Source organism: Enterobacter cloacae complex sp. AR_0002, from assembly GCF_001922365.1.
GTDB lineage: Bacteria > Pseudomonadota > Gammaproteobacteria > Enterobacterales > Enterobacteriaceae > Enterobacter > Enterobacter hormaechei_C.
Genome location: NZ_CP018814.1, coordinates 721,223 through 746,066, shown reverse-complemented (window position 1 = coordinate 746,066; position 24,844 = coordinate 721,223). Strand labels below are relative to the sequence as shown.

Below are 24,844 nucleotides of genomic sequence, written 5' to 3'. Positions count from 1 at the left end.
CTCAGGCGACAGCCTGGCTAACTTTAGGCATGGCGAGACTCAACGCCTGTTGTTCATTCGCCTGTTCATGCAGCAATTCACCGGCAATTTCGCCTTCACGCATCACTACAATGCGGTCGGCGACGCCCAGCACCTCGGGCAGATCGCTGGAGGCGAACAGGACCGCCACACCACGTTTTGCCAGTTCATAGATGACGTTATAGATTTCGTGTTTCGCCCCCACGTCAATACCGCGCGTTGGTTCATCCAGCAAAATGACCTTCATATCTTCCGATAGCCAGCGCCCCAGAATGGCTTTTTGCTGGTTACCGCCGGACAGGTTCATGATCAGCTGTTCAGCGCCGGGGGTTTTAATGTTCAGCGAACGGATATGGTGATCCGCGTTGCTCGCCTCCCAGCCGTCGTTAATCAGACATCCCGCGCGGATAAACTTGCGCCGGGCAGAGATGTTGATGTTGTCGCGCACCGAGTGCACCGGAATAATGCCCTCTGCCTTTCGATCCTCCGGGCAGAGCATAATCCCCGCGTTAATCGCCTGCGCAGGCTTCTGAATATCGACCTTTTTCCCGTCGACGAAAACCTGGCCCTGGGTTATGCGCGTCCCGCCAAACAGCCCTTTCATCAGCTCGCTGCGCCCTGCCCCCACAAGGCCAAACAGCCCGACGATTTCGCCGCTGCGCACCGAGAGTGAAATGGGCGTGCGCACGCCTGGGGCTTTGACGTTATCCAGACGCAGACGCTCCGGGCCATACTCGCGCGGTTTCCAGTGGTAAATGTCCCCCAGATCGCGTCCGACCATCGCCTGCACCAGCTGATCGTGATTAACCTGCTGCATATCGGTGAAGGTGCGCACGTAGCGTCCATCTTTAAACACGGTGATGGCATCGCTTAAGGCAAAAATCTCTTCCATACGGTGAGAAACGTACAGAATGATGCGGCCTTCTTTGCGCAGCTCGCGGATCACGCGAAAGAGATTTTCTATTTCACGCGCCGAGAGCGAGCTGGTTGGCTCATCGAAGGCGATAATTTTGGCGTTACGCGCCAGCGCTTTGGCAATTTCCACCATCTGCCACTGGCCGATGGAGAGATACTTAAGGGGCGTTTGCGGATCGACATCCAGCCCAAGGTGCTTGAGCTGCAAGCCCGCTTCATAATTGAGCAGCGAGCGGTTAACCACGCCGCTTTTATGCGGAAGCTGGCCCAGATAGATGTTCTCCGCCACGGTCATTTCAGGAATGAGATGCAGCTCCTGATAGATGATGGCGACGCCCGCAATTAACGCTGCCGTGGTGTCGGCAAAGGCCACCTCTTCGCCGCGAATAGCCAGCGTGCCGGTGGTGGGCGTGTAGTTGCCGCTGAGAATTTTTAGCAGCGTGGATTTTCCCGCGCCATTCTCCCCCATCAGGGCGTGAACCTGGCCGGCATAGCAGTCGAAGCTGATATCGGTCAGCGCGTTTACACCGGGGAACGTTTTACCGATGCCGCGGAAGGAGAGATACGGATCAGACTGTTGCATAACGACTCCGTGATTCCTGTAGTGTGTACGTCTGGCCCCTCACGGTGAGGGAGGGGCGCAATCACAGCGTATTACTTACCGCCCAGTCCTTTTTTCGCCAGCTCCTCTTTGAAGTTATCGCGGGTGATCAGCACCACATCGGTCACTTCAGTGAATTTCGGCGGTTCAACCCCTTTGGTCACCCAGTTGTAGAGCATTTCGCTGGATTTATAGCCGTGGACATCCGGGCTTGGCAGCAGTGAGCCATAGAAGCCGGTCGCCTGCGCTTTAGACAGTTCGCTCACGGCGTCAACGCCGTTAATGCCGATCCCGATCACGTCCGGTGCTTTAAAGCCCTGGCCTTCCGTTGCACGCACGCCGCCCAGTACGGTGTTGTCGTTCATCCCCACCACCAGCCAGTGCTTCACTTCCGGATGCTGGACGAGCATGGAGTTCGCCGCATCAAAGGCGCCCGGAATATCGTTGGATTTGGTCGGGACTTTGTAGATCTGTTTTTCCGGGAAGCCAGCCGCTTTCAGGGCGTCCATGGACCCGGTGGTACGACGACGGGCGGTGTCCAGCTCGTCAGCGGTAATGGCCATCACGGCGGTCTCTTTGACATCCCAGCCGCGTTTTTGCATCTCTTTATAGAGCTCCTGGCCCTGACGCTCACCGATTTTAGTGGCCGCCATCATTACCAGCGGAACGGTATCCATCGGTTTACCTTTGGCGTTCACGAACTGATCGTCCACCGCAATCACTTTCATGTCGTAACCGCGCGCTTTCGCGGCAATCGCTGACCCCAGTTTTGGATCCGGCGTACAGATAACGAAACCTTTCGCACCGCTGGCCGCCAGGCTATCAATGGCGTTCAGCGTTTTCTCACCGTCAGGTACGGCGATTTTAATTACCTCAAATCCCAAATCTTTTCCGGCTTTATCAGCAAATTTCCATTCGGTCTGGAACCACGGTTCTTCAGGCTGTTTAACCAGAAAACCGAGCTTTAAATTTTCAGCGATAGCGGATTGTGACATAACGGCAGCCAGGCCGATGGCCGCCAGCGCTTTAGTAAATTTGTGCATGGTAAACTCCAGCTTAAGCATTCTTATCTGTAGGGAATAATGGCGAACAACTTATTTAATCGGACTTAAAACAAGGCATTAGCGCTTACCTTGTTATAAGCGTTATTGCTGGAGATAGTTTTAGCGGGAAATTAATCATCCATAAGAGAGCGACATCACACCGCAGAATTACAGTAATTGCGTACATAAATTCAGCGGAAAATGACATAAAAAAGGACGTAATTGTCCTACAAATGGAAAGGAGTTAAGCAGGATTATCCATAAGGTCAGCTAAGAAATCCCTGTAACCCGGACGCCTTAGCGTCCGGCAGAAAATTTACCAGCGGTAATAGATGTGTTCAGCATGATCGCGCACGGGGGTGTCGTCACCCAACAAACGAGCAGAGAGCGTCAGCGCAAAGTCAAAAGCGTGCCCCAGCCCCTTGCCGCTGATGAGGTTATTATCCTCCACGACCGGCGCATCTACATATACTCCATCATCAACGCTCTGCCACAGATCGCCGGAACAGACGTAGCGGCGCCCCTTCAGTAGCCCGTTACCGCCCAGCACCCGCGCGGCCGCAGAGCAGATCGGGCAGATAAGTTTGCCGTGCTCGTCATGGGCGGAAACAAAGCGGATCACCTCCTGGTTAGCAGCAAGATTGACGCTCCCCTGCGGCCCACCGGGCAACACGACCGCGTCATACAGCCTATTAATGCGCTCCGTTAACGTACTGGCAGCCACCATGGGGATATTATGGTAACTCACTACCGCACGGGACTCCGCGCAGGCCAGCGTCTCCACCTCAATCTGTAAACGCCGCAGAATATCAATAGTGATAATCGCTTCTGCTTCTTCAAAACCAGGTGCCAGCAGCACCGCAACGTTAGCCATCATAAACCTCAAATAATGAAACAATGTAAAACATCGTTTCATTTTCTCGCGTTATCAGATCACAATCTTGCGCCGCGATCACAGAACCGTATATTGAGTGAAAATTGATTTAGCTCAAATTTGATACGACAGGATATATTTGCAAATATTATTTCTGATTTATCACTTTTACAGAATTTCCCGCCAAAGAACGTTTACTGAAACGATAAAAATGAGCAAAATTAATTTTACACCCTTTTAAATCAACATGTTATATAATTACCAATCTCGTAACCTTCTTTCTATTCTGGGCTATATTTAAATTTGTAATCTATGGTAAACACAGCCCAATTAAGAGTTTTCTTAAGTCGAAGAGAAGCGTATGCTTATTTAAATCGAACACAGGAAGTGAATTTTCGAGTTTTTACCTTGCAGAAATCTATTTCTGCCATTCAATCGTCAATACCTGCCGGGTCAGGTTAAGTAGCGGACATCAAGTCCCACAGTCAATAAGGATATGAGAATGACTACCCAAACGATGATGCAAAAACTGAATGCCCAGATGAACCTGGAGTTTTATGCTTCAAATCTGCATCTGCATTTGAGCGCGTGGTGTTCCAGAAAAAGCCTCAACGGCACTGCCACCTTCTTTCGTACTCAGGCGCAAAGTAACGTCACGCACATGATGCGTGTCTTTAACTTTTTGAAAGCTGTCGGGGCAAACCCTACCGTCAAAGAGCTTGAAACGATTGAAGATAATTACACTTCTCTGGAAGAACTGTTCCAGAAAACGCTCGAAGAGTACGAGCAACGCTGTGCGAAGCTGAGCAAACTGGCTGATGAAGCCAAAGCGCAACGGGACATCATTACCCTCACGTTTTTACGCGATATGGACAGAGAGCAGCAGCAGGATGGCATGCTGCTGAAGACGCTCGCAGATGAAATCCGCAACGCGAAACGTGCGGGGATTTGTCTGGAGCAGACGGACCGCCATCTTCTCGACATAGCTACCGTGCAACACCACTAAGTCCCTTCACCCGCTCCCGTCAGGGGGTGGGTACCAACTCCCTGCTTTTGCTGACATTTAACAAATCAGATCTTGCTCCCAATGAATAACCACACATCGTGTAATGATTTGTTTAATTACATTCATTGACGAGGGAGCATCATGATCACCATTGAGTTTATTGTCATTATCCTCTGCCTGCTGATAGGCACCCGCTTCGGCGGGATGGGCCTGGGGCTGATAAGCGGTATCGGCCTGTTTATTTTAGGTTTTGTCTTTGGTCTGCAACCCGGTAAACCGCCCGTTGACGTGATGCTCACAATCCTCGCCGTCATCGGATGTGCGGCCACGCTACAGACCGCCGGTGGCCTTAATGTAATGATGCAGTTTGCAGAGCGCCTGCTGCGTAAACATCCCCAACACATCACCCTTCTCGCACCGTTTACCACCTGGATGTTGACCTTCCTGTGCGGGACCGGTCACGTCGTCTACACCATGTTTCCCATTATCGCGGATATCGCCCTGAAAAAAGGCATTCGCCCGGAACGGCCGATGGCGGTGGCCTCGGTGGCCTCTCAGATGGCGATCACCGCCTCCCCCGTTTCCGTGGCCGTCGTTTCGCTGGTCTCGATTCTGGGTGCGCAGCACGGCATCGGTCACGCGTGGGGGATCCTCGAAATCCTCGCCGTTTCCGTACCGGCCTCACTGTCTGGCGTCGCCATTGCGGCACTGTGGAGCCTGCGCCGGGGGAAAAACCTCGCAGACGATACTGAATTTCAGGAAAAGCTGAAAGATCCGAAACAGCGGGAGTTTATCTATGGAGGAACGGAGACGTTGATGGATCAGCGTTTCCCGAAACAGGCCTACTGGTCCACGTGGATCTTCTTCGCCGGAATTGCCGTAGTGGTCCTGCTGGGTGCGCTGCCCGAGCTGCGTCCGGCGTTTGAGATCAAAGGGAAAATGACAGCACTGTCGATGAACCTTGTCATTCAAATGATGATGCTGATCGCCGGGGCCATCATGCTGATGACCTGCAAGGTGAATGCGTCGGCCATTTCAAACGGGGCGGTATTTAAGGCGGGGATGGTCGCGATTTTCTCGGTGTTTGGCGTGGCGTGGATGAGCGATACCTTTTTTCAGGCGCATCTCGACGAGCTGAAAATGGCGCTGGAGGGGGTGGTGAAGAGTCATCCCTGGACGTATGCCATCGTGCTGTTCCTGGTATCAAAACTGGTCAACAGCCAGGCTGCGGCCTTGACCGCGGTCGCCCCGATGGGGTTGATGCTGGGCATCGAGCCGAAAATGCTGGTGGCCTTCTTCCCGGCATCCTACGGCTACTTTGTGCTGCCGACCTATCCGAGCGATCTGGCCTGTATCGGATTCGATCGCTCCGGTACCACCCGCATCGGTAAATTCATCATCAACCACAGCTTTATTCTGCCGGGGCTGATTGGCGTCAGCTGTGCCTGCGTGGTGAGCTATCTGCTGGTGCAGACGTTCTTCTGATCCTTCTGCGGGCGACAGGCTTTGTCGCCCTTCGACGTAAAAGCAGAAAAGGGTTTCTAATTTTAAAACATCGGTTTATTTTAGTGTGACTCACCCTGCGGTGTGAAGCGGAGTTCAATCAGCGCAATCGCTTTCTGGATCGCGCGGAGCGTAACCGGGTCCGCCGCAGCAGGATGGTTGGTGAAATCGATGTTTTTCAGTTGGGTCGACATCTTTTCGCGTACCTCAACCGGCGCGATAACGTCAATCACATCAAGGATTTGTTTGATAACCAGCTGGCAGGCGACGACGTCAGATACCAGTTCCTGATCGGCGCTCAGGTTTTGTGACATAGGGTTCTCCTTATTCAAAGGCCGCCATAGTAGCAAAACAGACGCCCTTCCATCTCCCTCTCGTCGTCCGCAGACATAAAAAAACCTGCCGAAGCAGGTTTTTTTATCAGAACATCGCACCCGGTGGGACGTCTTTAAACGTTGTGCAGTAGTTTGCCCACATGCTTTTCAGGATTTTGCGCAGTTTCATTATGTTGCTCCAGTAACGTGTTATGCAGGTGTTATTGTCAATACGCTTATAATATGACCACCATCACAAAAATCAACCATTTTGTGACCTGCATCACGGTTATTAAACCCTCAGTGCTGCTGGTTTGTTAAAAAAAGCCATGATAAATCTGCACGTTACAGTCTTATAAATTCCAGTAAATGTTTATAAAATTTTTTGAGCGGGCAGGAAGAGAATGAGTGAAAACGTATCCGGCAAAGAGAGCCGTGGATTATCGCCTGCGGCGCTGCTGGTGGCCGGTGCTTTCTTTATGGAGTTTCTGGACGGGACGGTGATTGCCACCGCGCTGCCGGACATGGCAAAAAGCTTCGGTGTACAGGCCGTGGATCTGAATATCGGCATCAGCGCCTACCTGATCACCCTGGCCGTGCTGATCCCCGCCAGCGGCTGGATCGCCGACCGCTTCGGCGCGCGAAAAGTGTTTGCCCTCGCGCTGGCAATCTTCACGCTGGCCTCGGTATTTTGCGGCCTGTCCACCACGCTCGATCAGTTCGTCGCGATGCGCGTCCTTCAGGGCATGGGTGGCGCGCTGATGGTGCCCGTGGGTCGCCTGGCCGTGCTACGCACCACGCCAAAACATCAGCTCATCACGGCAATCGCCACCCTGACGTGGCCTGCGCTGGTCGCGCCGATCATCGGCCCGCCGCTGGGTGGGTTCATTACCAGCTATGCCGACTGGCGCTGGATCTTCTTTATTAACGTGCCGCTGGGGATAATCGCCATTTTGCTGGCACTGCGCATCATTCCAGACCTGCATGAAGATACGCGCCGACCGTTTGATTTACCGGGTTTTGTTGTCACCACCCTTGCCATGGTGAGCCTGGTTTATGCGATGGAGTTGATGGGCGCAGAGCCTCTGCGAACAGGATTAACCGCCACGCTGTTTATCGTCGGTATCGTCGCGTTAAGCCTGGCGCTGCGTCACTTTAAGCGGGCAACCTGGCCGATGATCAGACTCGATGCGATGCAGGTGCCGACGTTTCGCGTCACCCTGTATGGCGGATCGCTGTTTCGCGCCTCCATCAGCGCGGTTCCGTTCCTGTTACCGCTGATGTTCCAGGTCGGCTTTGGCATGGACGCGTTCCATTCGGGCCTGCTGGTGCTGGCGGTTTTCGTTGGCAATCTCACCATTAAACCGGCGACGACGCCGCTTATCCGCAGCCTGGGGTTTAAGCGGCTGTTGCTGATTAACGGTGCGTTGAATGTCCTGGCGTTGCTGGCCTGCGCGTTTCTGACGCCGCAGACGCCCGCGTGGCTCGTCATGCTGATCCTCTATCTGGGCGGCGTTTTCCGTTCGATTCAGTTTACAGCCATCAGTACGCTGGCTTTTGCGGATGTGCCATCTGTGCAGATGAGCTATGCCAATACTCTGTTTTCAACCGCAACGCAGCTTGCCGTGGGGCTTGGGATCACGCTCGGGGCGATTGGTATTCGTATCGGGGAAAAAGTCAGTGAGGCGATGGGGATTGCCGGCATGCCGGGAATGAGCTTCCGGCTGGCATTTGTGGCGATCGCACTAATCTGCCTGGTGGGAATGGTTGACACGCTGCGTCTGACCAAAGATGCAGGCAGCGCGGTCTCATCGAAAAAGTAACGCTATCTGCCGGGCAGGCAACGCACCGCCCGGCAAAACGGAATCAGCCAACAATACCGCGCACGAAGGCTTCGATCTCTTTGTCCTGGCAGTTCTCGAAGAAGCACTGCTGGAAGCGCTGGCCTGAGACGGCGGTTTTAACCAGCTCAGGATCGATTGCTCGCAGGGTATCCAGATAGTTTTCTTTCACCACCGCCGCTTTCACCTGGTTCAGGATCCCGGCGTTACGCACCTGCGGCTCTTTACGCTCTGGTGGATAACCTTCGCCATTGCGTCCGGTAAACGCTTTCTCAAAGATAAAGCGTACGTTCAGTTCTGCCCCCCAGCCGAAGCCCTTTGCAAAAGGCAGAGAAAGCGCGTTACCGTTGTTGATTTGCGCAAACAGGAAGGCATCCGCAGGATCGATGCAGTAACCGCAAATCACACCCGGATGGATGTTCAGGGACATCAACGCGCCCTGCCCGGTACCGCAGCCGGTGACAACAAAATCGACAGCTTTAGCGTTAAGCAGAATGCTCGCCATGATGCCCAGGTGAATATAGGTGAGATGATGATCGTTCTCATCACTCATACCGACGTTATAGACCGGGAAACCTTTCTCATCAGCAACGGCTTTCAGCTCATTAAGGATGATGGGATTTTTAGCGGCCTGGCTGTTTTCCATCATCAGTGCAATTTTCATCTTGTCTCTCCTGAATGCATGGCGGGCGATCCCGCTGTGGATACTTTTTCCACTTAACCTTACTATCAAACAAACACACTTTCAAATTAAGTGAAAACTTGTTTTAAAAAACAAAGATGCGCTCACAATTTCGCGGGGTGGCCCGGCTCGTTGCACAGTGAGAGGGCAGATCCTCCGGCTATTCCGGCCATTGCGTCACATCGCGTTGGTTACAATGGCGTATTTCCCGTCACGCAGAGTGAACCATGAAACGTATAATCATAGCCGGAACGATCCTGTTGCTCGCCGGGTGCAGTATCAACCGTCAGGCAGAAATCAGCAGTACGGATGCCCCAAACGGAATTGTGCGCCTCGACTATGGCCAGGCCATGCTGCAAAACGCCTGGTCTGATGAGTATGTTAATAACGGTACGGCAACCAAAGCCTGTCAACATATGGGCTACGCCACCGCGTCAGCCTACGGGCAGCCAATTAAAACCTGCACCCTGATCAGCGGTTCACTCTGTCTGAACGAAAGTGTGACCATTCAGTATAAATGTCAGGGATATGCTGTTACCTCTTCCAGCCAGAATCCGTGGTATTAACCGCTACTGCCAGTCACGCTGGCAGTTTATTTAATAAGAACTAAAACAATTCTCATTAATAAATATAAATATCGGCAATGCGTTTTATTCCCATTCGTATTTTTAATAAAGAAATATTTATTTTACTTTTTGCAAATAATTAAATAACAAATTATAGTGTCGCTCATCGTGAACCAGAATTAATAAACCGGAGCTGCACCATGTTAAAAACTGAAATGATCGACAAGCTCAATGCGCAAATGAATCTTGAGCTTTTTTCTTCCCTGCTTTATCAGCAGATGAGCGCCTGGTGCAGCTATCACAGCTTTGAAGGAGCGGCCGCCTTCCTGCGTCGTCATGCCCAGGAAGAGATGACGCACATGCAGCGTCTGTTTGATTACCTGACGGACACCGGCAGCCTGCCGCGTATTGATAACGTGGCATCCCCTTTTGCCGAATACGGCTCTCTTGATGAACTGTTCCGCGCCACCTATGAGCACGAACAGCTGATCACCCAGAAAATTAATGAACTGGCTCATGCCGCCATGACCAGCCAGGATTATCCAACCTTTAATTTTCTTCAGTGGTATGTGGCTGAACAGCACGAAGAAGAGAAGCTGTTTAAATCCGTGCTGGATAAATTATCTCTGGCAGGTAAATCCGGGGAAGGTCTGTACTTCATTGATAAAGAGCTGTCGACGCTCGACACGCAGAATTAACAGAAAAGCGGTGCTGAGTTTTCAGCACCGTTTTATTTAATGACGGCAAATTTTACTTTCGTGAGTGGAAAATCCGTCTGCTGCCGGAATGAATTTTCCGCGCGCCGCCAGAAACGCCACCAGCTCCGCGGCCGTCATCTCTGAAGCTGAACAGGTATGGAAACGCGCCGCTTCGCCAAAGCGGGCATGTATCGCCTCAACCAGACTCTCCTCAGTATACCGCTCACCTGACTCAATCATCATATTCAGCACGTCGTGTCCGTGAATTGACATGGTTACCTCTCGTAAATAAAAAAGCAGACTAAACGCTCCCTCCACGGCACGCTTTGCGCTGGCTCAGGTTACCCTTTTCTTTTTGTAAATTAATTTTTACACCCTATGTAACGGTGATTTGACGAGACCGGGCTTTTCCCTTACTCTGCGCCGCAGAATGAGTCGCGGTATGGAAGCGTTGTAGAGGAAAGCGTGAAGAACAGAACTCTGGGAAGTATTTTTATCGTCGCCGGAACGACAATTGGCGCAGGAATGTTGGCCATGCCGTTGGCTGCCGCTGGCGTCGGGTTTGGGGTTACCGTAGTGCTGCTGGGCGGTCTGTGGGCCCTGATGTGTTACACCGCGCTATTATTGCTGGAGGTTTATCAGCATGTCCCTGCCGATACTGGCTTAGGCTCCCTGGCTGCACGCTATCTTGGACGCTACGGGCAGTGGATCACCGGTTTCAGCATGATGTTCCTGATGTACGCCCTGACTGCCGCTTACATCAGCGGCGCCGGAGAGTTGATTGCGTCAAGTATCAATGACGGCTTCGGTGCGTTGCTTTCACCGGAAACAGGCGCCATTGTCTTTACGCTGATTGGTGGCGGCGTGGTTTGTGCGGGCACATCGCTGGTCGATCTGTTTAACCGTTTTTTGTTCAGCGCCAAAATTCTTTTCCTTGTTGTGATGCTGGTGCTGCTGGCACCGCATGTTCACAAGATTAACCTGCTCTCCCTCCCGCTGGAGAAAGGTCTGGCGCTTTCGGCCATCCCGGTTATTTTCACCTCCTTCGGTTTTCACGGCAGCGTACCGAGCATCGTGAGCTATATGAACGGTGATATTCGCAAGCTACGCCGCGTCTTTGTTATCGGCAGCGCCATTCCGTTGATTGCTTACCTGTTCTGGCAGCTGGTGACGCTGGGCAGTATTGATTCCAATACCTTTATCGGCCTGATGGCAGAGCATTCTGGTCTGAATGGATTCCTGGTTGCCCTGCGTAACGTGGTGGCCTCTTCACACGTGGAGCTGGCGGTACATCTGTTTGCAGACCTGGCGCTGGCAACCTCCTTCCTCGGCGTGGCGCTTGGTCTGTTTGACTATATGGCGGATCTGTTCCAGCGTCGCAATAACGTTGCGGGACGCTTACAGACGGGGGCGATGACCTTCCTGCCGCCGCTGGCCTTCTCGCTCTTTTACCCGCGCGGGTTTGTGATGGCGCTGGGGTATGCCGGCGTGGCGTTATCGGTACTGGCCCTGCTGCTGCCTTCCCTGCTGGCGTGGAAGAGCCGCCAGCAACATCCGCAGCAGGGGTATCGCGTAGCGGGCGGTACGCCAATGCTGTGCGTGGTGTTTGGGTGCGGCGTGGCGATTATTCTGGTGCAGATTTTGATTGCAGCGGGGATGCTGCCGGAAGTGGGATAACTTATTTATACAGGTCCTGAGGTACTGTTCCGTTCACCTTAAGATCAACAGAATATAATTTTTTCACAGCATGTGAACGGGATAAGGGGGCCGCCGCGGCCCCCTTATCAATCCCCGCGGCCCCGCGGAAAATCGGTGCTTCGCACTGCGCTCACCTCCCGACCATCTGCCTGCGGTCGGCTCAACTCGACATCCTGTCTCGATTCGCCTCTGGCCGCCATCCATGGCGTCCAGCCCTTGTCATCTGGTCTCCGGTTCGCCGATTTTAGCGGGGACTCAACACCCGTGCCCCATTCAGGCCACAGTAATTAATGATTTAATGCAGGCAGCAGCTTTTAAACTTCTTCCCACTCCCGCACGGGCACGGGTCGTTACGCCCCACCTTCGACCCGTTCACGATCGGCTTTTTCGCTTCCGGCTGCTGCGGGTTAGCCACCCAGTAGTTATACAAGCGCAGCGCCGCAGGCTGAATGCTCTCGATGCTGGCCATATACTCCTCTTCGGTCAGCGCATCCAGCTTCTCGCTGTTCTCTTCCGTCCCGTGCAGGGCAATCACCGCCAGGTCCGCTTCCAGCGCTTCCGGCAGGGATGACCAGTCCGTCAGCGCCACGCCGCGCATGTAGCCATAGCACCACTCTTCCACCACGGTATAGCTCTGACCGTCAACGTCGTTATAGCCAAACAGCGGTTCAAACTGATCCGGGTATTCGCTCAAACGCTCGGCAATATCGTTCATGTGCTTAAAGCAGAGATCGATAAAACGGTTCATCTCACGATCGTTTTTCCAGCGAGGAATATATTTCTCACCACCCCAGACCGCCACCAGCCAGGTGTCGGGCTCCACCACAACGGGACCGGAAAGTACTGCGGTAAGCATGCCGTCCAGTTCGGACACGTCAATAACGGATGCATCGTCGTGACCGTAAGAGATTAATGTCTCTTCCAGCCACGCCATCTCGCTTTCATTTAATGGGCCTTCAGCCATTGCTGATACTCCTGATAAAAAAAACGATCCTGACATATATCGCCGCGCGTGCCTATCTGAAGTTTAGGTCTTTATTGCTGCAAAAACGTGCAAATCGTGACCGTTGCACAACTTATGGGCTTTGTTGTTAAGGAGATGTGATCTCCGCTGTAAATTCATCTCATCCCGCAAAGGCGCATAAAACGGCGCTCTATACTCAACGTGTTGTGACCCGGTCAAGGGATTAACCATTCTGGCAACCTTTTTGCTTAATGTTCTGCGCGCTTCGCGGTGCGTGGGATCCTCGCCGTATTAAGCATGAGATTGCTTCTAAAGTGCATTTTGTTCTCGCTCTTGTTTTTGGATTTACGATGCCATCAGGCGTTCGGGTTTATACCTGGTGCAAAAACCTCTTTGCTAAGGAACATAATAATGTCGCTGAAATTTACCAAAACTCCCCTCTCCCTGGTGCTGGCCGGTTGTCTGGTGACGGCCTTTTCCGCGCAGGCCGATATCGTCATCGGCGTGGCCGGGCCGTTCACAGGCCCGAACGCAACCTACGGCGATCAATACTGGCATGGCGCTACGCAGGCGGCGGAAGACATTAACGCCGCCGGCGGGATCAACGGTGAGAAAATCAAACTGGTTCAGGGCGACGACGCCTGCGAGCCCAAACAGGCCGTCGCCGTTGCCAACCGCTTAGTCGATCAGGATAAGGTGAAAGCGGTCGTCGGCCACTTCTGCTCTTCGTCGACCATGCCCGCCTCCGAGGTCTATAGCGATGCCGGGATCCTCTCCATCACTCCCGGCTCAACGAACCCACTGATTACCGAACGTGGCATGAGCGACATATTTCGCATGTGCGGACGTGACGACCAGCAGGGCCAGGTCGCCAGCGATTTTATTCTTGATAAGCTGAAAGCCAAACGGGTGGTCATCATCCACGATAAAGACACCTACGGTCAGGGGCTGGCGGATGCCACTAAAGCGGCGCTGGCGAAACGCGGCGTTAAGGAGGTGATGTACGAAGGGTTGTCCCGCGGGGAGAAAGACTTTAACGCGCTGGTGACCAAAATCGGCGCACAAAAACCGGACGTGGTGTTCTTCGGGGGCTGTCACCCGGAAGCGGGCCCGCTGGTTCGCCAGATGCGTGAACAGGGCGTGCAGGCGAAGTTCTTCTCGGGAGACTGTATCGTCAATGAAGAGATGGTCACCGCCGCCGGTGGGGCACAGTACACCAACGGTATTTACATGACCTTCGGTAAAGATCCGCGCCTGATCCCGGACGGAAAAGCCGTCATCGAGAAATTCCGCACCGGTAAATTTGAACCTGAAGGGTACACCCTCTACGCCTACGCGTCTGTGCAGGCTATCGCGGCGGCATTCAAGGCCACGAAAGGGACGGATTCCGCAAAAGCCAGCGAGTGGCTGAAGGCCAACCCTGTCGACACGGTGATGGGTAAAAAAGCCTGGGACAGCAAAGGTGACCTCAAAGTCTCTGACTACGTGGTCTACCAGTGGGATGACAAAGGCAAATATAAAGAAGTGCCATAACGGGACGGAATCTGCTCAGCGCCGGCAGGTCTGACTGTCGGCGTAACCCTTTATTCAGGTGCGCGACCATGAGTACATTCTTTCTGCAACAATTAATTAATGGCTTAACGCTGGGGTCGGTCTACGGTCTTATCGCCATCGGCTACACCATGGTGTACGGCATCATCGGTATGATCAATTTCGCTCACGGCGAAGTGTATATGATCTCCGCCTATCTCTCGGCCATTGGCCTGGCCCTGCTGGCGTTTTTTGGACTCCACTCCTTTCCGCTGCTGATCCTGGGAACGCTGGTTTTCACCATCGTGGTCACTGGCGTTTATGGCTGGACGATTGAGCGCATCGCCTATAAGCCGCTACGCAACTCGACGCGTCTGGCGCCGCTGATTTCGGCCATCGGGATGTCGTTGATACTGCAAAACTACGTCCAGCTCAGCCAGGGCCCGCGCCAGCAGGGCGTGCCCACCATGCTTGATGGCGTGCTGCGTTTTCACCTTGGCGAAGGGTTTGTCCAGATAACCTATACCAAAGTCTTTATCCTCATCGCCTCGTTCGCGGGCATGCTGGTGCTGACCTGGATTATCAACCGTACCCGCTTAGGACGCATGTGCCGTGCGGTACAGCAGGATCGTAAGATGGCCTCCATCCTGGGTATCAACACTGACAGAATAATTTCGCTGGTGTTTGTTATCGGCGCAGCCATGGCCGGGCTGGCGGGCGTGCTGATCACCATGAATTACGGCACCTTTGATTTTTACGTCGGGTTTGTTATCGGCATCAAGGCCTTTACGGCGGCGGTGCTGGGCGGCATCGGCTCTTTGCCCGGTGCGATGCTTGGCGGGCTGATTCTGGGCGTCGCAGAAGCGCAATTCTCCGGGATGGTGAACTCGGATTATAAAGACGTGTTCTCGTTTGGATTGCTGGTCTTAATTCTGATCTTCCGTCCTCAGGGGCTGCTGGGCCGCCCTGTCGTGGCTAAAGTGTAAGGAACAACGCGATGACCTCTGACGGTTTTTCCCTGAAGCGCTGCATTCTGGACGCAATTTTTTCTGGAATGATCGCCCTGATTATTTTCGGCCCGATTGCGGGTGTGATACTGGATGGTTACAGCTTTACCTTTGACGGCCAGCGGCTGGCGTGGATTGTTGGCACGGTGATGGTGGGACGTTTTTTGCTGAGCGCCTTTTCAGCTACGGCGGCCGGAAGACGTTTACAGACGCGGTTTGAATCCGACAATGCGGGCGTGTATGTCCGGCCGCCGGCGTATAAAAGCCGCATGCGCTGGATCATTCCGCTGATTGTCACGCTGGCGATCTGCTTCCCGTTTGTAGCAACGAAATACCTTCTGACGGTTGCCATTCTCGGACTGATCTACGTCCTGCTCGGTCTTGGGCTGAACATTGTTGTTGGCCTGGCAGGGCTGCTGGATCTGGGTTATGTCGCCTTCTATGCCATCGGCGCTTACGGGCTGGCGCTCGGGTATCAGTATCTGGGGCTTGGGTTCTGGAGCATGCTGCCGCTGGCGGCGCTAATGGCCGCGGGCGCAGGCGCCCTGCTTGGCTTTCCGGTGTTGCGCATGCACGGGGATTATCTCGCCATCGTCACGCTCGGGTTTGGCGAGATCATCCGCCTGGTGCTGAACAACTGGCTCACCTTCACCGGCGGGCCAAACGGCGTTTCAGCCCCTGCCCCAACCTTTTTTGGCCTTGAGTTTGGCCGACGCGCCAAAGAAGGCGGCGTCCCCTTCCACGAGTTCTTCGGCCTGACCTATAACCCCAACATGAAGTTTATTTTCATCTATGCGGTACTTTTCCTGGTAGTCATGCTGGTGCTCTACATTAAACACCGGCTGACCCGAATGCCCATTGGACGGGCGTGGGAAGCGCTCCGTGAGGATGAGATTGCCTGCCGTTCCATGGGGCTGAATCACGTTCTGGTCAAACTCTCGGCCTTCACCCTGGGCGCATCGACGGCAGGTATCGCCGGGGTGTTTTTTGCCACCTACCAGGGGTTTGTTAACCCGACCTCTTTCACCTTTTTTGAATCGGCCCTGATCCTCGCCATTGTGGTCCTGGGCGGGATGGGCTCCACCGTCGGCGTCGTACTGGCCGCCTTTGTGCTGACCGTCACGCCGGAACTGCTGCGCAGCTTTGCGGAATACCGGGCGCTGCTGTTTGGCATGCTGATGGTGGTGATGATGATCTGGCGTCCTCGCGGTCTGATCCGCATCAACCGCAGCGGATTTACCGTGCGTAAAGGAGTGGCGCCATGAACGCAACGATTTTACGTGTAGAACATCTGATGATGCACTTCGGCGGGATCAAGGCCTTAAACGACGTCAATCTTGAGGTGCAGCGCGGCTCCATTACCGCACTGATTGGGCCTAACGGCGCAGGAAAAACGACCGTCTTTAACTGCCTGACCGGTTTCTACCGGGCCTCCGGCGGCAACATTCTGTTCAATGCACGAAATAAAACCACCAATGTCATTCAGGTGCTCGGCCAGAAATTCCAGCCGGGCGACTGGCTCAACCCGGCGCAGCTTGGTCAACGCCTGTTCTATAAAATGTTTGGCGGCACGCATCTGGTGAACCGCGCGGGTCTTGCGCGCACGTTTCAGAACATCCGCCTGTTCCGCGAGATGTCTGTTGTGGAAAACCTGCTGGTGGCACAGCACATGCGCGTCAACCGCAATCTGCTGGCGGGTGTGCTGAATACCCCTGCGTATCGTCGGGCAGAAAACGATGCGCTGGACCGGGCGTTTTACTGGCTGGAGGTGGTGGATCTGGTGGATTGCGCGAACCGTCTGGCCGGGGAAATGTCCTATGGTCAGCAACGACGCCTCGAAATCGCCCGCGCCATGTGTACCGGCCCGGAGATGATTTGTCTCGATGAACCTGCTGCCGGCCTGAACCCGGTGGAGACGCACAAGCTGAGTGAGATCATCCGGTTCCTGCGCGACCACCATGACATCACGGTTTTGCTGATCGAGCATGATATGGGGATGGTGATGGGCATTTCAGATGACATCATTGTGCTCGATCACGGCGATGTAATTGCCAGAGGTAAACCGGCTGAGATTCAGCACAATGAAAAAGTGATTGCCGCGTATCTGGGCACCGACGAAAGCGAGGTAAATCTGTGAGCGAACCGATGCTTCAGTTTCAGGATGTGGATGTTTTCTACGGGGTGATCCAGGCGTTGAAGCAGGTTTCGCTTGAGGTTAACGAAGGGGAAACCGTTGCCCTGATTGGCGCTAACGGCGCGGGGAAGTCAACATTACTGATGTCTGTCTTTGGTCAGCCCCGGATCCGCAACGGGCAGATCCTCTTCTGCGGCGAGGATATCAGCCACAAATCTACCCACTATGTTGCCACCGGCGGCATCGCGCAGGCACCTGAGGGACGACGCATTTTCCCGGATATGTCTGTAGAAGAGAACCTGCTGATGGGGACAATCCCCGTCGGCAATCAGCATGCAGCGGAAGATATGCAAAGCATGTTCGACCTCTTCCCTCGCCTCAAAGAGCGACGTAACCAGCGGGCGATGACGCTTTCAGGCGGTGAACAGCAAATGCTGGCTATCGCCCGCGCGCTGATGAGCCGTCCTAAACTTCTGCTGCTGGATGAACCCAGCCTCGGCCTCGCGCCAATCGTGGTTAAACAGATCTTCCAGACGCTGCGCGAACTGGCCCGTAACGGAATGACGATTTTTCTGGTCGAGCAGAATGCGCACCACGCGCTGAAGTTGTCCGACCGCGGCTATGTGATGGTTAACGGCCAGATTCGGTTAAGCGGCAGCGGCGAGGCGTTGCTGAAGGATCCGGAGGTGAGGAAGGCGTACCTGGGTGGAGTGTGAAACGAAAAGGCTATAGTGAGAAAAACTCACAGTGATTGCCATTATTAATCGTTTTTCTGATGCGACCGCATTCAAATATCATCTTCACGACCCGCCTTTGCGCGGGTCGATAAAACGTTCAGCCGCAAACTGAATAATAATGATAAGAGGATCCGGGGCAAATATGACACTTGATGCGTTATATCAGTTATTGAAAACTGTATTACCACCTGACACCGATTCAGCCGATGATTTACAGGATTTTATGGCCATGCTTATGGCGACGAAACATCACTCTGAGGCTCTGTCACCGTTTGCGCAGCGCGTATACATGCTATCCGTTGCCCATCGCGACCCTAAGCAAGCGGCTGCGCTGATTTCAGCCTGTCATCCTGAAGCAGGAAAGCCCCTTCCGCTGCTCGACTTCTCCGGCTGGCCGGACGTGCGTTACGCCACGTCGGGTGAATTACAGACGCCCGAGACTGAAGAATATTTTCACAGAATTTCGTCTGCCGCCACGCTATTACGTGCGGCAATCATTGACGCTGAGCAACAGAAAAACACGCCAGCATTTTATATTCTGGATAAGATACTCAGCCTGAACAGCGCTTTGCCAGAACGTTATAAAAAGATGGCAAACATATCTTATTCATAACGGTATTAATAAACCCGACTGTCATCGTATTCCAGATAATCGATATCCAGCGCCGGAACGACCGGGGTATGGTTTTGCAGCCAGGCCAGAAGATGCTGAATGCTCTCTCTTTTGAGTGAATTTTTTGGCCAGACGAGGTAGTAGCCATCCCCCGTCGCAATAGCTTCCCTGAACGGCAGGCCCAGCAGGCCACTTTTCAGGGCATCAAGCGTGAGATGCAGGTCGGCGATAGCGATGCCGTGCCCGTTCATCGCGGCAATACTTCCCTGTTCAAGGGTATCGAACACCATACCGCTGCTCATATCGAGCCCCGGGAACAATCCTGTTCTTCGCAGCCAGCGCCGCCAGTCACGTCTGTCCGGTGAAGGATGGATCAAATCGCATTGCGGAAGCCGTTGCCGGGCCGGTTCGATAAGTGATGGGGTACAAACCGGGATAAGCCATTCATGAAAAAGCAGCTGACTCTCCGTTGTGTCACCAAAACGGCCATTACCAAGAAGGATGGCGCAGTCGTAGGGCTCAAGATTGAAATCAACGGTATCAATGTCCATCCAGACGCTGGCAATCTCAACCTGTGGTTTTGCATGGTTGTTGCGAAAAGATCGCAGCACGTCGAGAAGCCATCTCATGGTCAGGGTGCTGGGTGCTTTTAACCGCAGCAGGTGGTTTTCACTGCGAAATGCCCGGCAGGCCCATTCAATGCTCGTGAAGCTCTCGTTCAGCTGTCCGGCAAGCACTCGCCCGGCTTCAGTGACCTCCACGCGAGGACCTTGCCTTTTGAAAAGCTCGCAGTCGAACCACAGTTCAAGGGTACGAACATGTCTGCTGACCGCACCCGGCGTAATATTGAGCGTTTCAGCGGCTTTACTGAAGGAGTTCAACCGCGCAGCAACTTCAAACGCACGCAGTGCATACAATGGCGGTAAAGACATAACGTCCCTTAAATGAAAATTTCATTATGCTAAAACTTGTTCCGGGGCAACGCCAGCAAGTAAATTATGGAGAAAAACAATGATCCCCAATATACCGAGTCATATCGATAGGGGTCAAAATCGATATGCAAAAAGCTGCGGACAAACTCGTAGCCATTAGCAAAGATGTTTATCTGAACGGCTGCAACAGCGATTACAAACACCATATATGCGATAAATAGCGGGTATTTATGCAGCCTGTTAACTTTTAGTTTCCCGAGATAAAGCAAGAAAAAAATTGCAACAGATACAACAAAATAGACGATGGCAGGCCAAACGGGTGGATGAAGCGAAAATTCTAATTCTTGTGACATAATCAATTCTCTTTAGCTATCTGGTACATCTGCCATCCCGTAATGCTCCCAGTGGTCAAATCCAGCGCCATTGCGGTTTTAGATGCCTCTTGTCAACCGTAGTTCATATCCTGTACGTTCGAGAGCTTGTCGCCGGAGAACAATGTTTTGATCATTTGTTGATACCCTTGCCCAGCCCATTTGCAAGCTCTTCCACTTTTTCTAAGGAAAATCCAAATGAAGTTATCTGCGAAGCTGCCGCAGGGCAATCGATGAAACGGAGATATAAGAATTTACGCGATAAGGAAACGCCCTCGACGCATAATGATCGAAAAATTATGGTTGTGCATGGGTCAGGCACGAAAAATAAGATTTGTTGTCAGGAAGGGGGAATTGCAGGCACAAAAAAACCACCTTTCGGTGGTTTCACGACACTGCTTATTGCTTTGATTATTCTGCTTTTCCCATGGTAGCCGGAGTGGGACTTGAACCCACACAGCGCGAACGCCGAGGGATTTTAAATTGGTTGTTAAAACTCATAAAATCAATGGGTTGTAGATTTTTTCCGAACATAGAGCAAAACTACAACACTTTAAATACATGAACTTACAACCTATTTGCAATCAATCTTCGGAATGGTTAGTGAATAGATATTCACTAGTCAGCAGCCCTGTACCACGCCTGCCAGCGATAGATATTTGTCCGCAGCTCGCGCACACATTCCGTCGTCTGAGTATCTGCCTGCAGGTCTTCATCGCTATCTCGTCCGGCGTCACTTGCCTTGCACGGCGGGCTCATCAAATCCTGGGATATTGTTGGCCGCGTCGATTGCTCGCTGCCGCAGCTGCACAGCGTGATCGTCAAAATCGCACTTAGTATGATTCGGGTCGTTAACATATTTCACCACGTCTCGGTAAATGGTCCGGTAAATCACTTTTCCTTCTGCGCTGGCCGCTGCCGCTTTCTGCTCACTAGTGGCGACGGCTTTCTCCGCTTTTTTGTTTTTCGCTGCATGCTCGCTGTTTACCTTGTCGCTGTGCGCATACCAGCCTTTCAGATAACCCGCGTAAAAGGTAACAGCGAAAAGCGCCAGCAGAACGCCCAGCGCTAACAGCTTTGCTTTAATGGTCACTGGTCTATCCCCCAGCACGTCAGTGCGCTTTCCTGATCCCGGCGCTCGACCTGACCATAGCAACCGTTCTTCTGGCCTTTGGTCAGTCTGCAATCGCGGCCGCCGTCTTTAATCCACCAGCGGATCGCTTCGCATGCACCTTTGCGGTCACCAGCATTGATGCGCTTATAAAACGTCGAGGGGAAACATTTACCCGGGCCGATGTTGTACGGGCAGAACGAAGCAATACCGGCTTTCTGTGGTTCGGTCAGCGGCACCTTTATATTCCGGTCAACCCACGCCAGCGCCTTATCGCGCTCGATGGCGTTTACCCGGTCGCATTTCGTCTGCGTCAGCTTCATGCCCTGCACCACCGGTTTGCCATCCACAGTTGTGGCACCACGGCAAATTGTCCAGATCCCGCCGCCGTCTTTGTACGCCGTGAGGCTGTTTCCTTCTTTTTCATTCAGGAACTGATCGAGGATGACCGACGCCGGAGCGCCGGCAAGCACCAGACCCAGAACAGCGGCGCTGAGTTTAGTCTTGCTGGTAGCCATTGTCCCGAGCCTCTTTGCGACGATCGTCTTTAATTTTGAAATAAAGGTTTGTCAGATAAGTCAGCAGACCAAAGAGAATACTGGCGAGAACGCCAATTGCAGCCCACTGGCTGGGACTGACTTTATCGAGCAGTTGCAAAAGCCAGTAGCCAAAACTGCCAATAGATGTGCCGTAGGAAAGTCCCGCCGCCACGTCTGAAACGTTATTCATCCTCATGCCTCACCCCCGGTGGGGAAAATCGTATCGTGGCATGAGGGTAAGCGCGTAGGTCGGTCGGAATCCCGACCATATAGAGGAGGTCGAAAAGGTTAACAACAAGTGCTAAACTTCTTGGCTTTCAGAATTGACTGATTTTTATAATGTTAAAGCTATTTAGTAGATACGTTTCCGTTGGCGTGCTCAACACAGCCTTACACTGGCTGTGTTTTGGCGCTCTGCTTCATTTCTTTGGGATCAGCCAGGCGATTGCAAATGTTCTGGCATTCTGCATTGCAGTAACGTTTAGTTTTTTCGCGAACGCGAAATGGACGTTCAAATCGCAGGCCACTTCCGGGCGCTATCTCGCGTTCGTATTATTCATGGGGATCATGGCAGGCCTGACGGGTTACCTCGCTGATACTGTTGGCGCTCCTCCCGTTGTTACCCTGTTAGCATTTTCCGGCTTTAGCCTGGTTGCCGGGTTCATCTACTCAAAATTCATTGTCTTTAGGGATGCGAAATGAAAATTTCTCTGGTCGTTCCGGTATTTAATGAAGAGGAAGCAATTCCAATCTTCTATAAAACCGTGCGGGAGTTTGAAGGGCTTCTGCAGCATGAAGTTGAAATAGTCTTCATTAACGACGGCAGTAAAGATGCGACAGAATCAATCATAAATGCGCTCGCTGTGGCCGACCCGCTTGTCATTCCTCTTTCCTTTACCCGCAATTTCGGTAAAGAACCTGCACTGTTTGCAGGCCTGGACCATGCAAGCGGTGAAGCTATTATCCCGATAGATGTTGATTTGCAGGACCCAATTGAGGTTATCCCGCACCTGATAGAGAAATGGCAGGCCGGCGCGGATATGGTTCTTGCTAAGAGAACAGACCGCTCTACGGATGGACGACTCAAACGCAAGACCGCAGAGTGGTTCTATAAGCTGCACAACAAAATCAGCAATCCGCAGATCGAGGAAAACGTTGGCGACTTCCGCCTGATGTCCCGGGATGTGGTTGAAAACATCAAGCTAATGCCAGAACGCAACCTTTTCATGAAAGGCGTCTTGAGCTGGGTTGGTGGCCGCACTGATGTTGTTGAGTATGCTCGCGCAGAGCGAGTTGCCGGGGATTCTAAGTTTAATGGCTGGAAACTGTGGAACCTTGCACTTGAAGGTATCACAAGTTTCTCTACGTTCCCGTTGCGCATGTGGACTTATATCGGGTTGTTCGTTGCTGGCCTGGCCTTCATCTATGGCGCATGGATGATCGTCGACACGTTAGCATTCGGCAACCCGGTTCGCGGCTATCCATCAATGCTTGTCTCAATACTTTTCCTTGGCGGAGTTCAGTTGATAGGTATAGGTGTGCTTGGGGAGTATATCGGCAGGATTTATGTTGAAGTTAAGGGAAGACCTCGTTATATCATCAAAAACGATCTCAAGGATAATCGGAAGGAAGAGAAATGATTAATCAGGCTTTGGAAAAAGAAACTCATTTAAAGTGGGTGTTATTCACTTTTGTTTTTGCTGTAGTGGCTGTGTTTTTTACTGCTATCCATCCGGTGACAATTATCTCTGGTGATGAGTGGATCAATCTTTCTTCCGGAAGGCAGGCATATCCACAGTGGGGAGGTTTTAATCCAATTAAGGTTGTGCCTGAGGTTGCTTTCCCACTCTTTGGTAACATTGCCTCATCGGTCGTAATGCCACTTGGATTTACTTTCCTTGAAGCTATCGCCTATTTGACAGCGGTTTTAGTTGCGATTCTTGTTGTGGCGTTTCTTTATCAATTCTATGTTTTGATGAGAGAAACCGCAGGGTTGTCAACATACACTAGCTCAGTCATGGTTATCTTATACCTACTGTGCATGTTTGGCCTGTTCAGAACTCTCAATAATAACAACAGTCCATACCTGTTATGGGAGCAAAATCTTACTTGTTATTATCACTATATTGTTCCAGCCCTCATAAACGGCACGCTGGCACTTTACGTTTTAAGAATGTCGGCAACATTAAAACCCTTCTTTTACGAAAGAGCGATCTTTTCTGGCGTGCTGATATTCGCCATTTACCTATGTGTATTTTCGAACATTTTTGCCAGTGTTGTGCTTGCAGTAATGTGCGGTGTGGTACTTCTTCTGAACCTCATTAGCAACAGATTTAAAATTGTTGAGACGATTAAGGCTTACCCTTTCCACTGCATTACTCTGGCGATGTGGGTTATTTCTGCTCTCTTTGAAATGAACGGAGGAAGAGCGGACCGAATGGCAAAAGATCATCTGGATATTTCAGGTACAGTCAATGCATTTTACTCACTGCTTAAATTAACAGATCGCACCTTCTTCGTTGTGCTGGCTGTTGGATTGGTTTGCGGCGTGGTGTTCTTGCTAAGAAGAAAATCAGATGAGACAACTGAAGGGAAAAGATACGCTTTCTGGGTATCAGTGATTTCTGGAGCCATTACCACATTAGCCCTTATTCTGGTATGCGCAAAGGCTAGCGCTAACTATGCGACTCGACCTGTAGCAATGTGGGGTTCGTTCATGTACCTGATAGTAGCAGCTAGCATAGGACTTGGTTACTTCATTGAGCGCTTTAAGACCGTTCAATATATTGCCCCAATAGTTTTACTTTGCTTGATTAACAAAGCTACAGACCAATCAAATTCTTTGCGTGAGTCTCACAACGGAAACGTTCCTTTCTCCGTTGCGAATGCTATCGGACAAGATATGATTGTTCAGGTTCAGAGAGCTGTTGAAAGCAATCAGAGGACGATGACACTGCATGTCCCTAAGGGTGACAACAATGACAACTGGCCATTCCCGGTAACAAGAGGAAAGGCCATATCAGAAACTCTCAAATCAAATGGATTAATACCTCGTAACATTGAGATAAAAATCCAGCCGGACAGAGAAATGAATGCGAAGTATGGTATGCCAATCTGAATAGTTGCGCCCCATTAGGGGCGCATTAA

29 protein-coding genes are annotated in these 24,844 nt (G+C 52.2%); 16 read left to right on the top strand and 13 right to left on the bottom strand.

What is annotated here, in order from left to right; translation table 11 throughout:
• Position 1: 1 nt before the first annotated feature.
• The 3 genes from araG to AM329_RS03660 form a co-directional block, all read right to left on the bottom strand.
• Positions 2 to 1,516 (bottom strand): L-arabinose ABC transporter ATP-binding protein AraG, encoded by a 1,515-nt coding sequence (gene araG, locus AM329_RS03675; RefSeq protein ID WP_032609545.1) that lies wholly within the window; start codon positions 1,514 to 1,516, stop codon positions 2 to 4.
• 71 nt (positions 1,517 to 1,587) lie between these two features.
• On the bottom strand, positions 1,588 to 2,577 hold the full coding sequence (gene araF / locus AM329_RS03670) for an arabinose ABC transporter substrate-binding protein AraF (RefSeq protein ID WP_017384422.1): 990 nt from the start codon (positions 2,575 to 2,577) through the stop codon (positions 1,588 to 1,590).
• A 316-nt stretch (positions 2,578 to 2,893) separates the two neighbouring features.
• Positions 2,894 to 3,451 carry a DJ-1/PfpI family protein gene (locus AM329_RS03660; protein ID WP_032610249.1) on the bottom strand — a complete coding sequence of 186 codons (558 nt, stop codon included), beginning with the start codon at positions 3,449 to 3,451 and terminating at the stop codon, positions 2,894 to 2,896.
• 502 nt (positions 3,452 to 3,953) lie between these two features.
• Between AM329_RS03660 and AM329_RS03655 the strand changes: the two genes are divergently transcribed.
• Entirely contained in the window at positions 3,954 to 4,457 is a 504-nt protein-coding gene (locus tag AM329_RS03655) for a non-heme ferritin-like protein (protein ID WP_032609548.1), read from the top strand.
• Between the two features lie 141 nt (positions 4,458 to 4,598).
• Complete coding sequence (locus AM329_RS03650; protein ID WP_032609551.1) at positions 4,599 to 5,942, top strand: anaerobic C4-dicarboxylate transporter; 1,344 nt, start codon at positions 4,599 to 4,601, stop codon at positions 5,940 to 5,942.
• Between the two features lie 80 nt (positions 5,943 to 6,022).
• Here AM329_RS03650 and AM329_RS03645 read toward each other — a convergent pair whose 3' ends face one another.
• Both AM329_RS03645 and azuC read right to left on the bottom strand, forming a co-directional pair.
• On the bottom strand, positions 6,023 to 6,274 hold the full coding sequence (locus AM329_RS03645; protein WP_003859683.1) for a DUF2766 family protein: 252 nt from the start codon (positions 6,272 to 6,274) through the stop codon (positions 6,023 to 6,025).
• A gap of 106 nt (positions 6,275 to 6,380) precedes the next feature.
• Entirely contained in the window at positions 6,381 to 6,464 is an 84-nt protein-coding gene (gene azuC, locus AM329_RS25375; RefSeq protein ID WP_003859682.1) for a stress response protein AzuC, read from the bottom strand.
• A 214-nt stretch (positions 6,465 to 6,678) separates the two neighbouring features.
• Here azuC and AM329_RS03640 point away from each other — a divergent pair, with 214 nt between their 5' ends.
• Complete coding sequence (locus AM329_RS03640; RefSeq protein ID WP_032609552.1) at positions 6,679 to 8,097, top strand: MFS transporter; 1,419 nt, start codon at positions 6,679 to 6,681, stop codon at positions 8,095 to 8,097.
• A gap of 43 nt (positions 8,098 to 8,140) precedes the next feature.
• Here the strand turns inward: AM329_RS03640 and AM329_RS03635 are convergent, their stop codons facing one another.
• Positions 8,141 to 8,779, bottom strand: coding sequence for an RpiB/LacA/LacB family sugar-phosphate isomerase (locus AM329_RS03635; protein ID WP_003859680.1), 639 nt, complete (start codon positions 8,777 to 8,779; stop codon positions 8,141 to 8,143).
• Positions 8,780 to 9,024: 245 nt separating this feature from the next.
• Here AM329_RS03635 and yecR point away from each other — a divergent pair, with 245 nt between their 5' ends.
• Both yecR and ftnA read left to right on the top strand, forming a co-directional pair.
• Positions 9,025 to 9,363 (top strand): YecR family lipoprotein, encoded by a 339-nt coding sequence (gene yecR, locus AM329_RS03630; RefSeq protein ID WP_003859678.1) that lies wholly within the window; start codon positions 9,025 to 9,027, stop codon positions 9,361 to 9,363.
• A gap of 200 nt (positions 9,364 to 9,563) precedes the next feature.
• Complete coding sequence (gene ftnA / locus AM329_RS03625; protein WP_003859676.1) at positions 9,564 to 10,061, top strand: non-heme ferritin; 498 nt, start codon at positions 9,564 to 9,566, stop codon at positions 10,059 to 10,061.
• Between the two features lie 36 nt (positions 10,062 to 10,097).
• Here the strand turns inward: ftnA and AM329_RS03620 are convergent, their stop codons facing one another.
• Complete coding sequence (locus AM329_RS03620) at positions 10,098 to 10,334, bottom strand: YecH family metal-binding protein (protein WP_003859673.1); 237 nt, start codon at positions 10,332 to 10,334, stop codon at positions 10,098 to 10,100.
• Positions 10,335 to 10,526: 192 nt separating this feature from the next.
• On the opposite strand from AM329_RS03620, the gene tyrP reads away from it, so the two are divergent.
• Positions 10,527 to 11,738 (top strand): tyrosine transporter TyrP, encoded by a 1,212-nt coding sequence (gene tyrP / locus AM329_RS03615; RefSeq protein ID WP_032609553.1) that lies wholly within the window; start codon positions 10,527 to 10,529, stop codon positions 11,736 to 11,738.
• 316 nt (positions 11,739 to 12,054) lie between these two features.
• Here the strand turns inward: tyrP and AM329_RS03610 are convergent, their stop codons facing one another.
• Positions 12,055 to 12,723, bottom strand: coding sequence for a YecA family protein (locus AM329_RS03610; RefSeq protein WP_003859671.1), 669 nt, complete (start codon positions 12,721 to 12,723; stop codon positions 12,055 to 12,057).
• Between the two features lie 411 nt (positions 12,724 to 13,134).
• Here AM329_RS03610 and AM329_RS03605 point away from each other — a divergent pair, with 411 nt between their 5' ends.
• The 6 genes from AM329_RS03605 to AM329_RS03580 all read left to right on the top strand — a co-directional run bounded on the left by AM329_RS03605 (position 13,135) and on the right by AM329_RS03580 (position 18,744).
• On the top strand, positions 13,135 to 14,256 hold the full coding sequence (locus AM329_RS03605) for a branched-chain amino acid ABC transporter substrate-binding protein (RefSeq protein ID WP_003859669.1): 1,122 nt from the start codon (positions 13,135 to 13,137) through the stop codon (positions 14,254 to 14,256).
• Between the two features lie 68 nt (positions 14,257 to 14,324).
• Positions 14,325 to 15,239, top strand: a complete 915-nt coding sequence (locus tag AM329_RS03600; RefSeq protein WP_003859667.1) for a branched-chain amino acid ABC transporter permease — start codon at positions 14,325 to 14,327, stop codon at positions 15,237 to 15,239.
• A gap of 11 nt (positions 15,240 to 15,250) precedes the next feature.
• Positions 15,251 to 16,525, top strand: coding sequence for a high-affinity branched-chain amino acid ABC transporter permease LivM (gene livM / locus AM329_RS03595; RefSeq protein WP_032609554.1), 1,275 nt, complete (start codon positions 15,251 to 15,253; stop codon positions 16,523 to 16,525).
• Positions 16,522 to 17,397: an ATP-binding cassette domain-containing protein gene (locus AM329_RS03590; RefSeq protein ID WP_003859662.1), complete on the top strand. Its 876-nt coding sequence runs from the start codon at positions 16,522 to 16,524 to the stop codon at positions 17,395 to 17,397. The genes livM and AM329_RS03590 overlap by 4 nt, the downstream gene beginning before the upstream one ends.
• Positions 17,394 to 18,110, top strand: a complete 717-nt coding sequence (locus AM329_RS03585; RefSeq protein WP_003859661.1) for an ABC transporter ATP-binding protein — start codon at positions 17,394 to 17,396, stop codon at positions 18,108 to 18,110. The genes AM329_RS03590 and AM329_RS03585 overlap by 4 nt, the downstream gene beginning before the upstream one ends.
• Positions 18,111 to 18,273: 163 nt before the next feature.
• The gene (locus AM329_RS03580; RefSeq protein WP_032609555.1) at positions 18,274 to 18,744 is read left to right on the top strand and encodes a hypothetical protein; all 471 of its coding nucleotides are present in this window, start codon (positions 18,274 to 18,276) and stop codon (positions 18,742 to 18,744) included.
• A gap of 5 nt (positions 18,745 to 18,749) precedes the next feature.
• Here AM329_RS03580 and AM329_RS03575 read toward each other — a convergent pair whose 3' ends face one another.
• Positions 18,750 to 19,676, bottom strand: a complete 927-nt coding sequence (locus AM329_RS03575; RefSeq protein ID WP_022651459.1) for a LysR substrate-binding domain-containing protein — start codon at positions 19,674 to 19,676, stop codon at positions 18,750 to 18,752.
• 29 nt (positions 19,677 to 19,705) lie between these two features.
• Positions 19,706 to 20,029: a hypothetical protein gene (locus tag AM329_RS03570; protein WP_003859653.1), complete on the bottom strand. Its 324-nt coding sequence runs from the start codon at positions 20,027 to 20,029 to the stop codon at positions 19,706 to 19,708.
• An 89-nt stretch (positions 20,030 to 20,118) separates the two neighbouring features.
• Here AM329_RS03570 and AM329_RS25845 point away from each other — a divergent pair, with 89 nt between their 5' ends.
• A complete protein-coding gene (locus AM329_RS25845) occupies positions 20,119 to 20,481 on the top strand; it encodes a hypothetical protein (protein ID WP_154817219.1) in 363 nt (120 codons plus the stop codon).
• A gap of 299 nt (positions 20,482 to 20,780) precedes the next feature.
• On the opposite strand, the gene AM329_RS03565 is transcribed toward AM329_RS25845, so the two are convergent.
• From AM329_RS03565 to AM329_RS03555, 3 genes are read right to left on the bottom strand one after another with little or no spacing between them, the layout of a single operon-like run.
• Positions 20,781 to 21,140, bottom strand: coding sequence for a hypothetical protein (locus tag AM329_RS03565; RefSeq protein WP_032609556.1), 360 nt, complete (start codon positions 21,138 to 21,140; stop codon positions 20,781 to 20,783).
• A complete protein-coding gene (locus tag AM329_RS03560; protein WP_032609557.1) occupies positions 21,137 to 21,676 on the bottom strand; it encodes a lysozyme in 540 nt (179 codons plus the stop codon). Before AM329_RS03560 ends, AM329_RS03565 begins: the two co-directional genes overlap by 4 nt.
• Positions 21,657 to 21,887 carry a class II holin family protein gene (locus AM329_RS03555; protein WP_023295991.1) on the bottom strand — a complete coding sequence of 77 codons (231 nt, stop codon included), beginning with the start codon at positions 21,885 to 21,887 and terminating at the stop codon, positions 21,657 to 21,659. The genes AM329_RS03560 and AM329_RS03555 overlap by 20 nt, the downstream gene beginning before the upstream one ends.
• Before the next feature lie 149 nt (positions 21,888 to 22,036).
• On the opposite strand from AM329_RS03555, the gene AM329_RS03550 reads away from it, so the two are divergent.
• From AM329_RS03550 to AM329_RS03540, 3 genes are read left to right on the top strand one after another with little or no spacing between them, the layout of a single operon-like run.
• A complete protein-coding gene (locus AM329_RS03550; RefSeq protein ID WP_023295990.1) occupies positions 22,037 to 22,399 on the top strand; it encodes a GtrA family protein in 363 nt (120 codons plus the stop codon).
• Positions 22,396 to 23,337, top strand: a complete 942-nt coding sequence (locus tag AM329_RS03545; protein WP_032609558.1) for a glycosyltransferase family 2 protein — start codon at positions 22,396 to 22,398, stop codon at positions 23,335 to 23,337. Before AM329_RS03550 ends, AM329_RS03545 begins: the two co-directional genes overlap by 4 nt.
• On the top strand, positions 23,334 to 24,815 hold the full coding sequence (locus AM329_RS03540; protein ID WP_032609559.1) for a hypothetical protein: 1,482 nt from the start codon (positions 23,334 to 23,336) through the stop codon (positions 24,813 to 24,815). The genes AM329_RS03545 and AM329_RS03540 overlap by 4 nt, the downstream gene beginning before the upstream one ends.
• Positions 24,816 to 24,844: the final 29 nt, after the last annotated feature.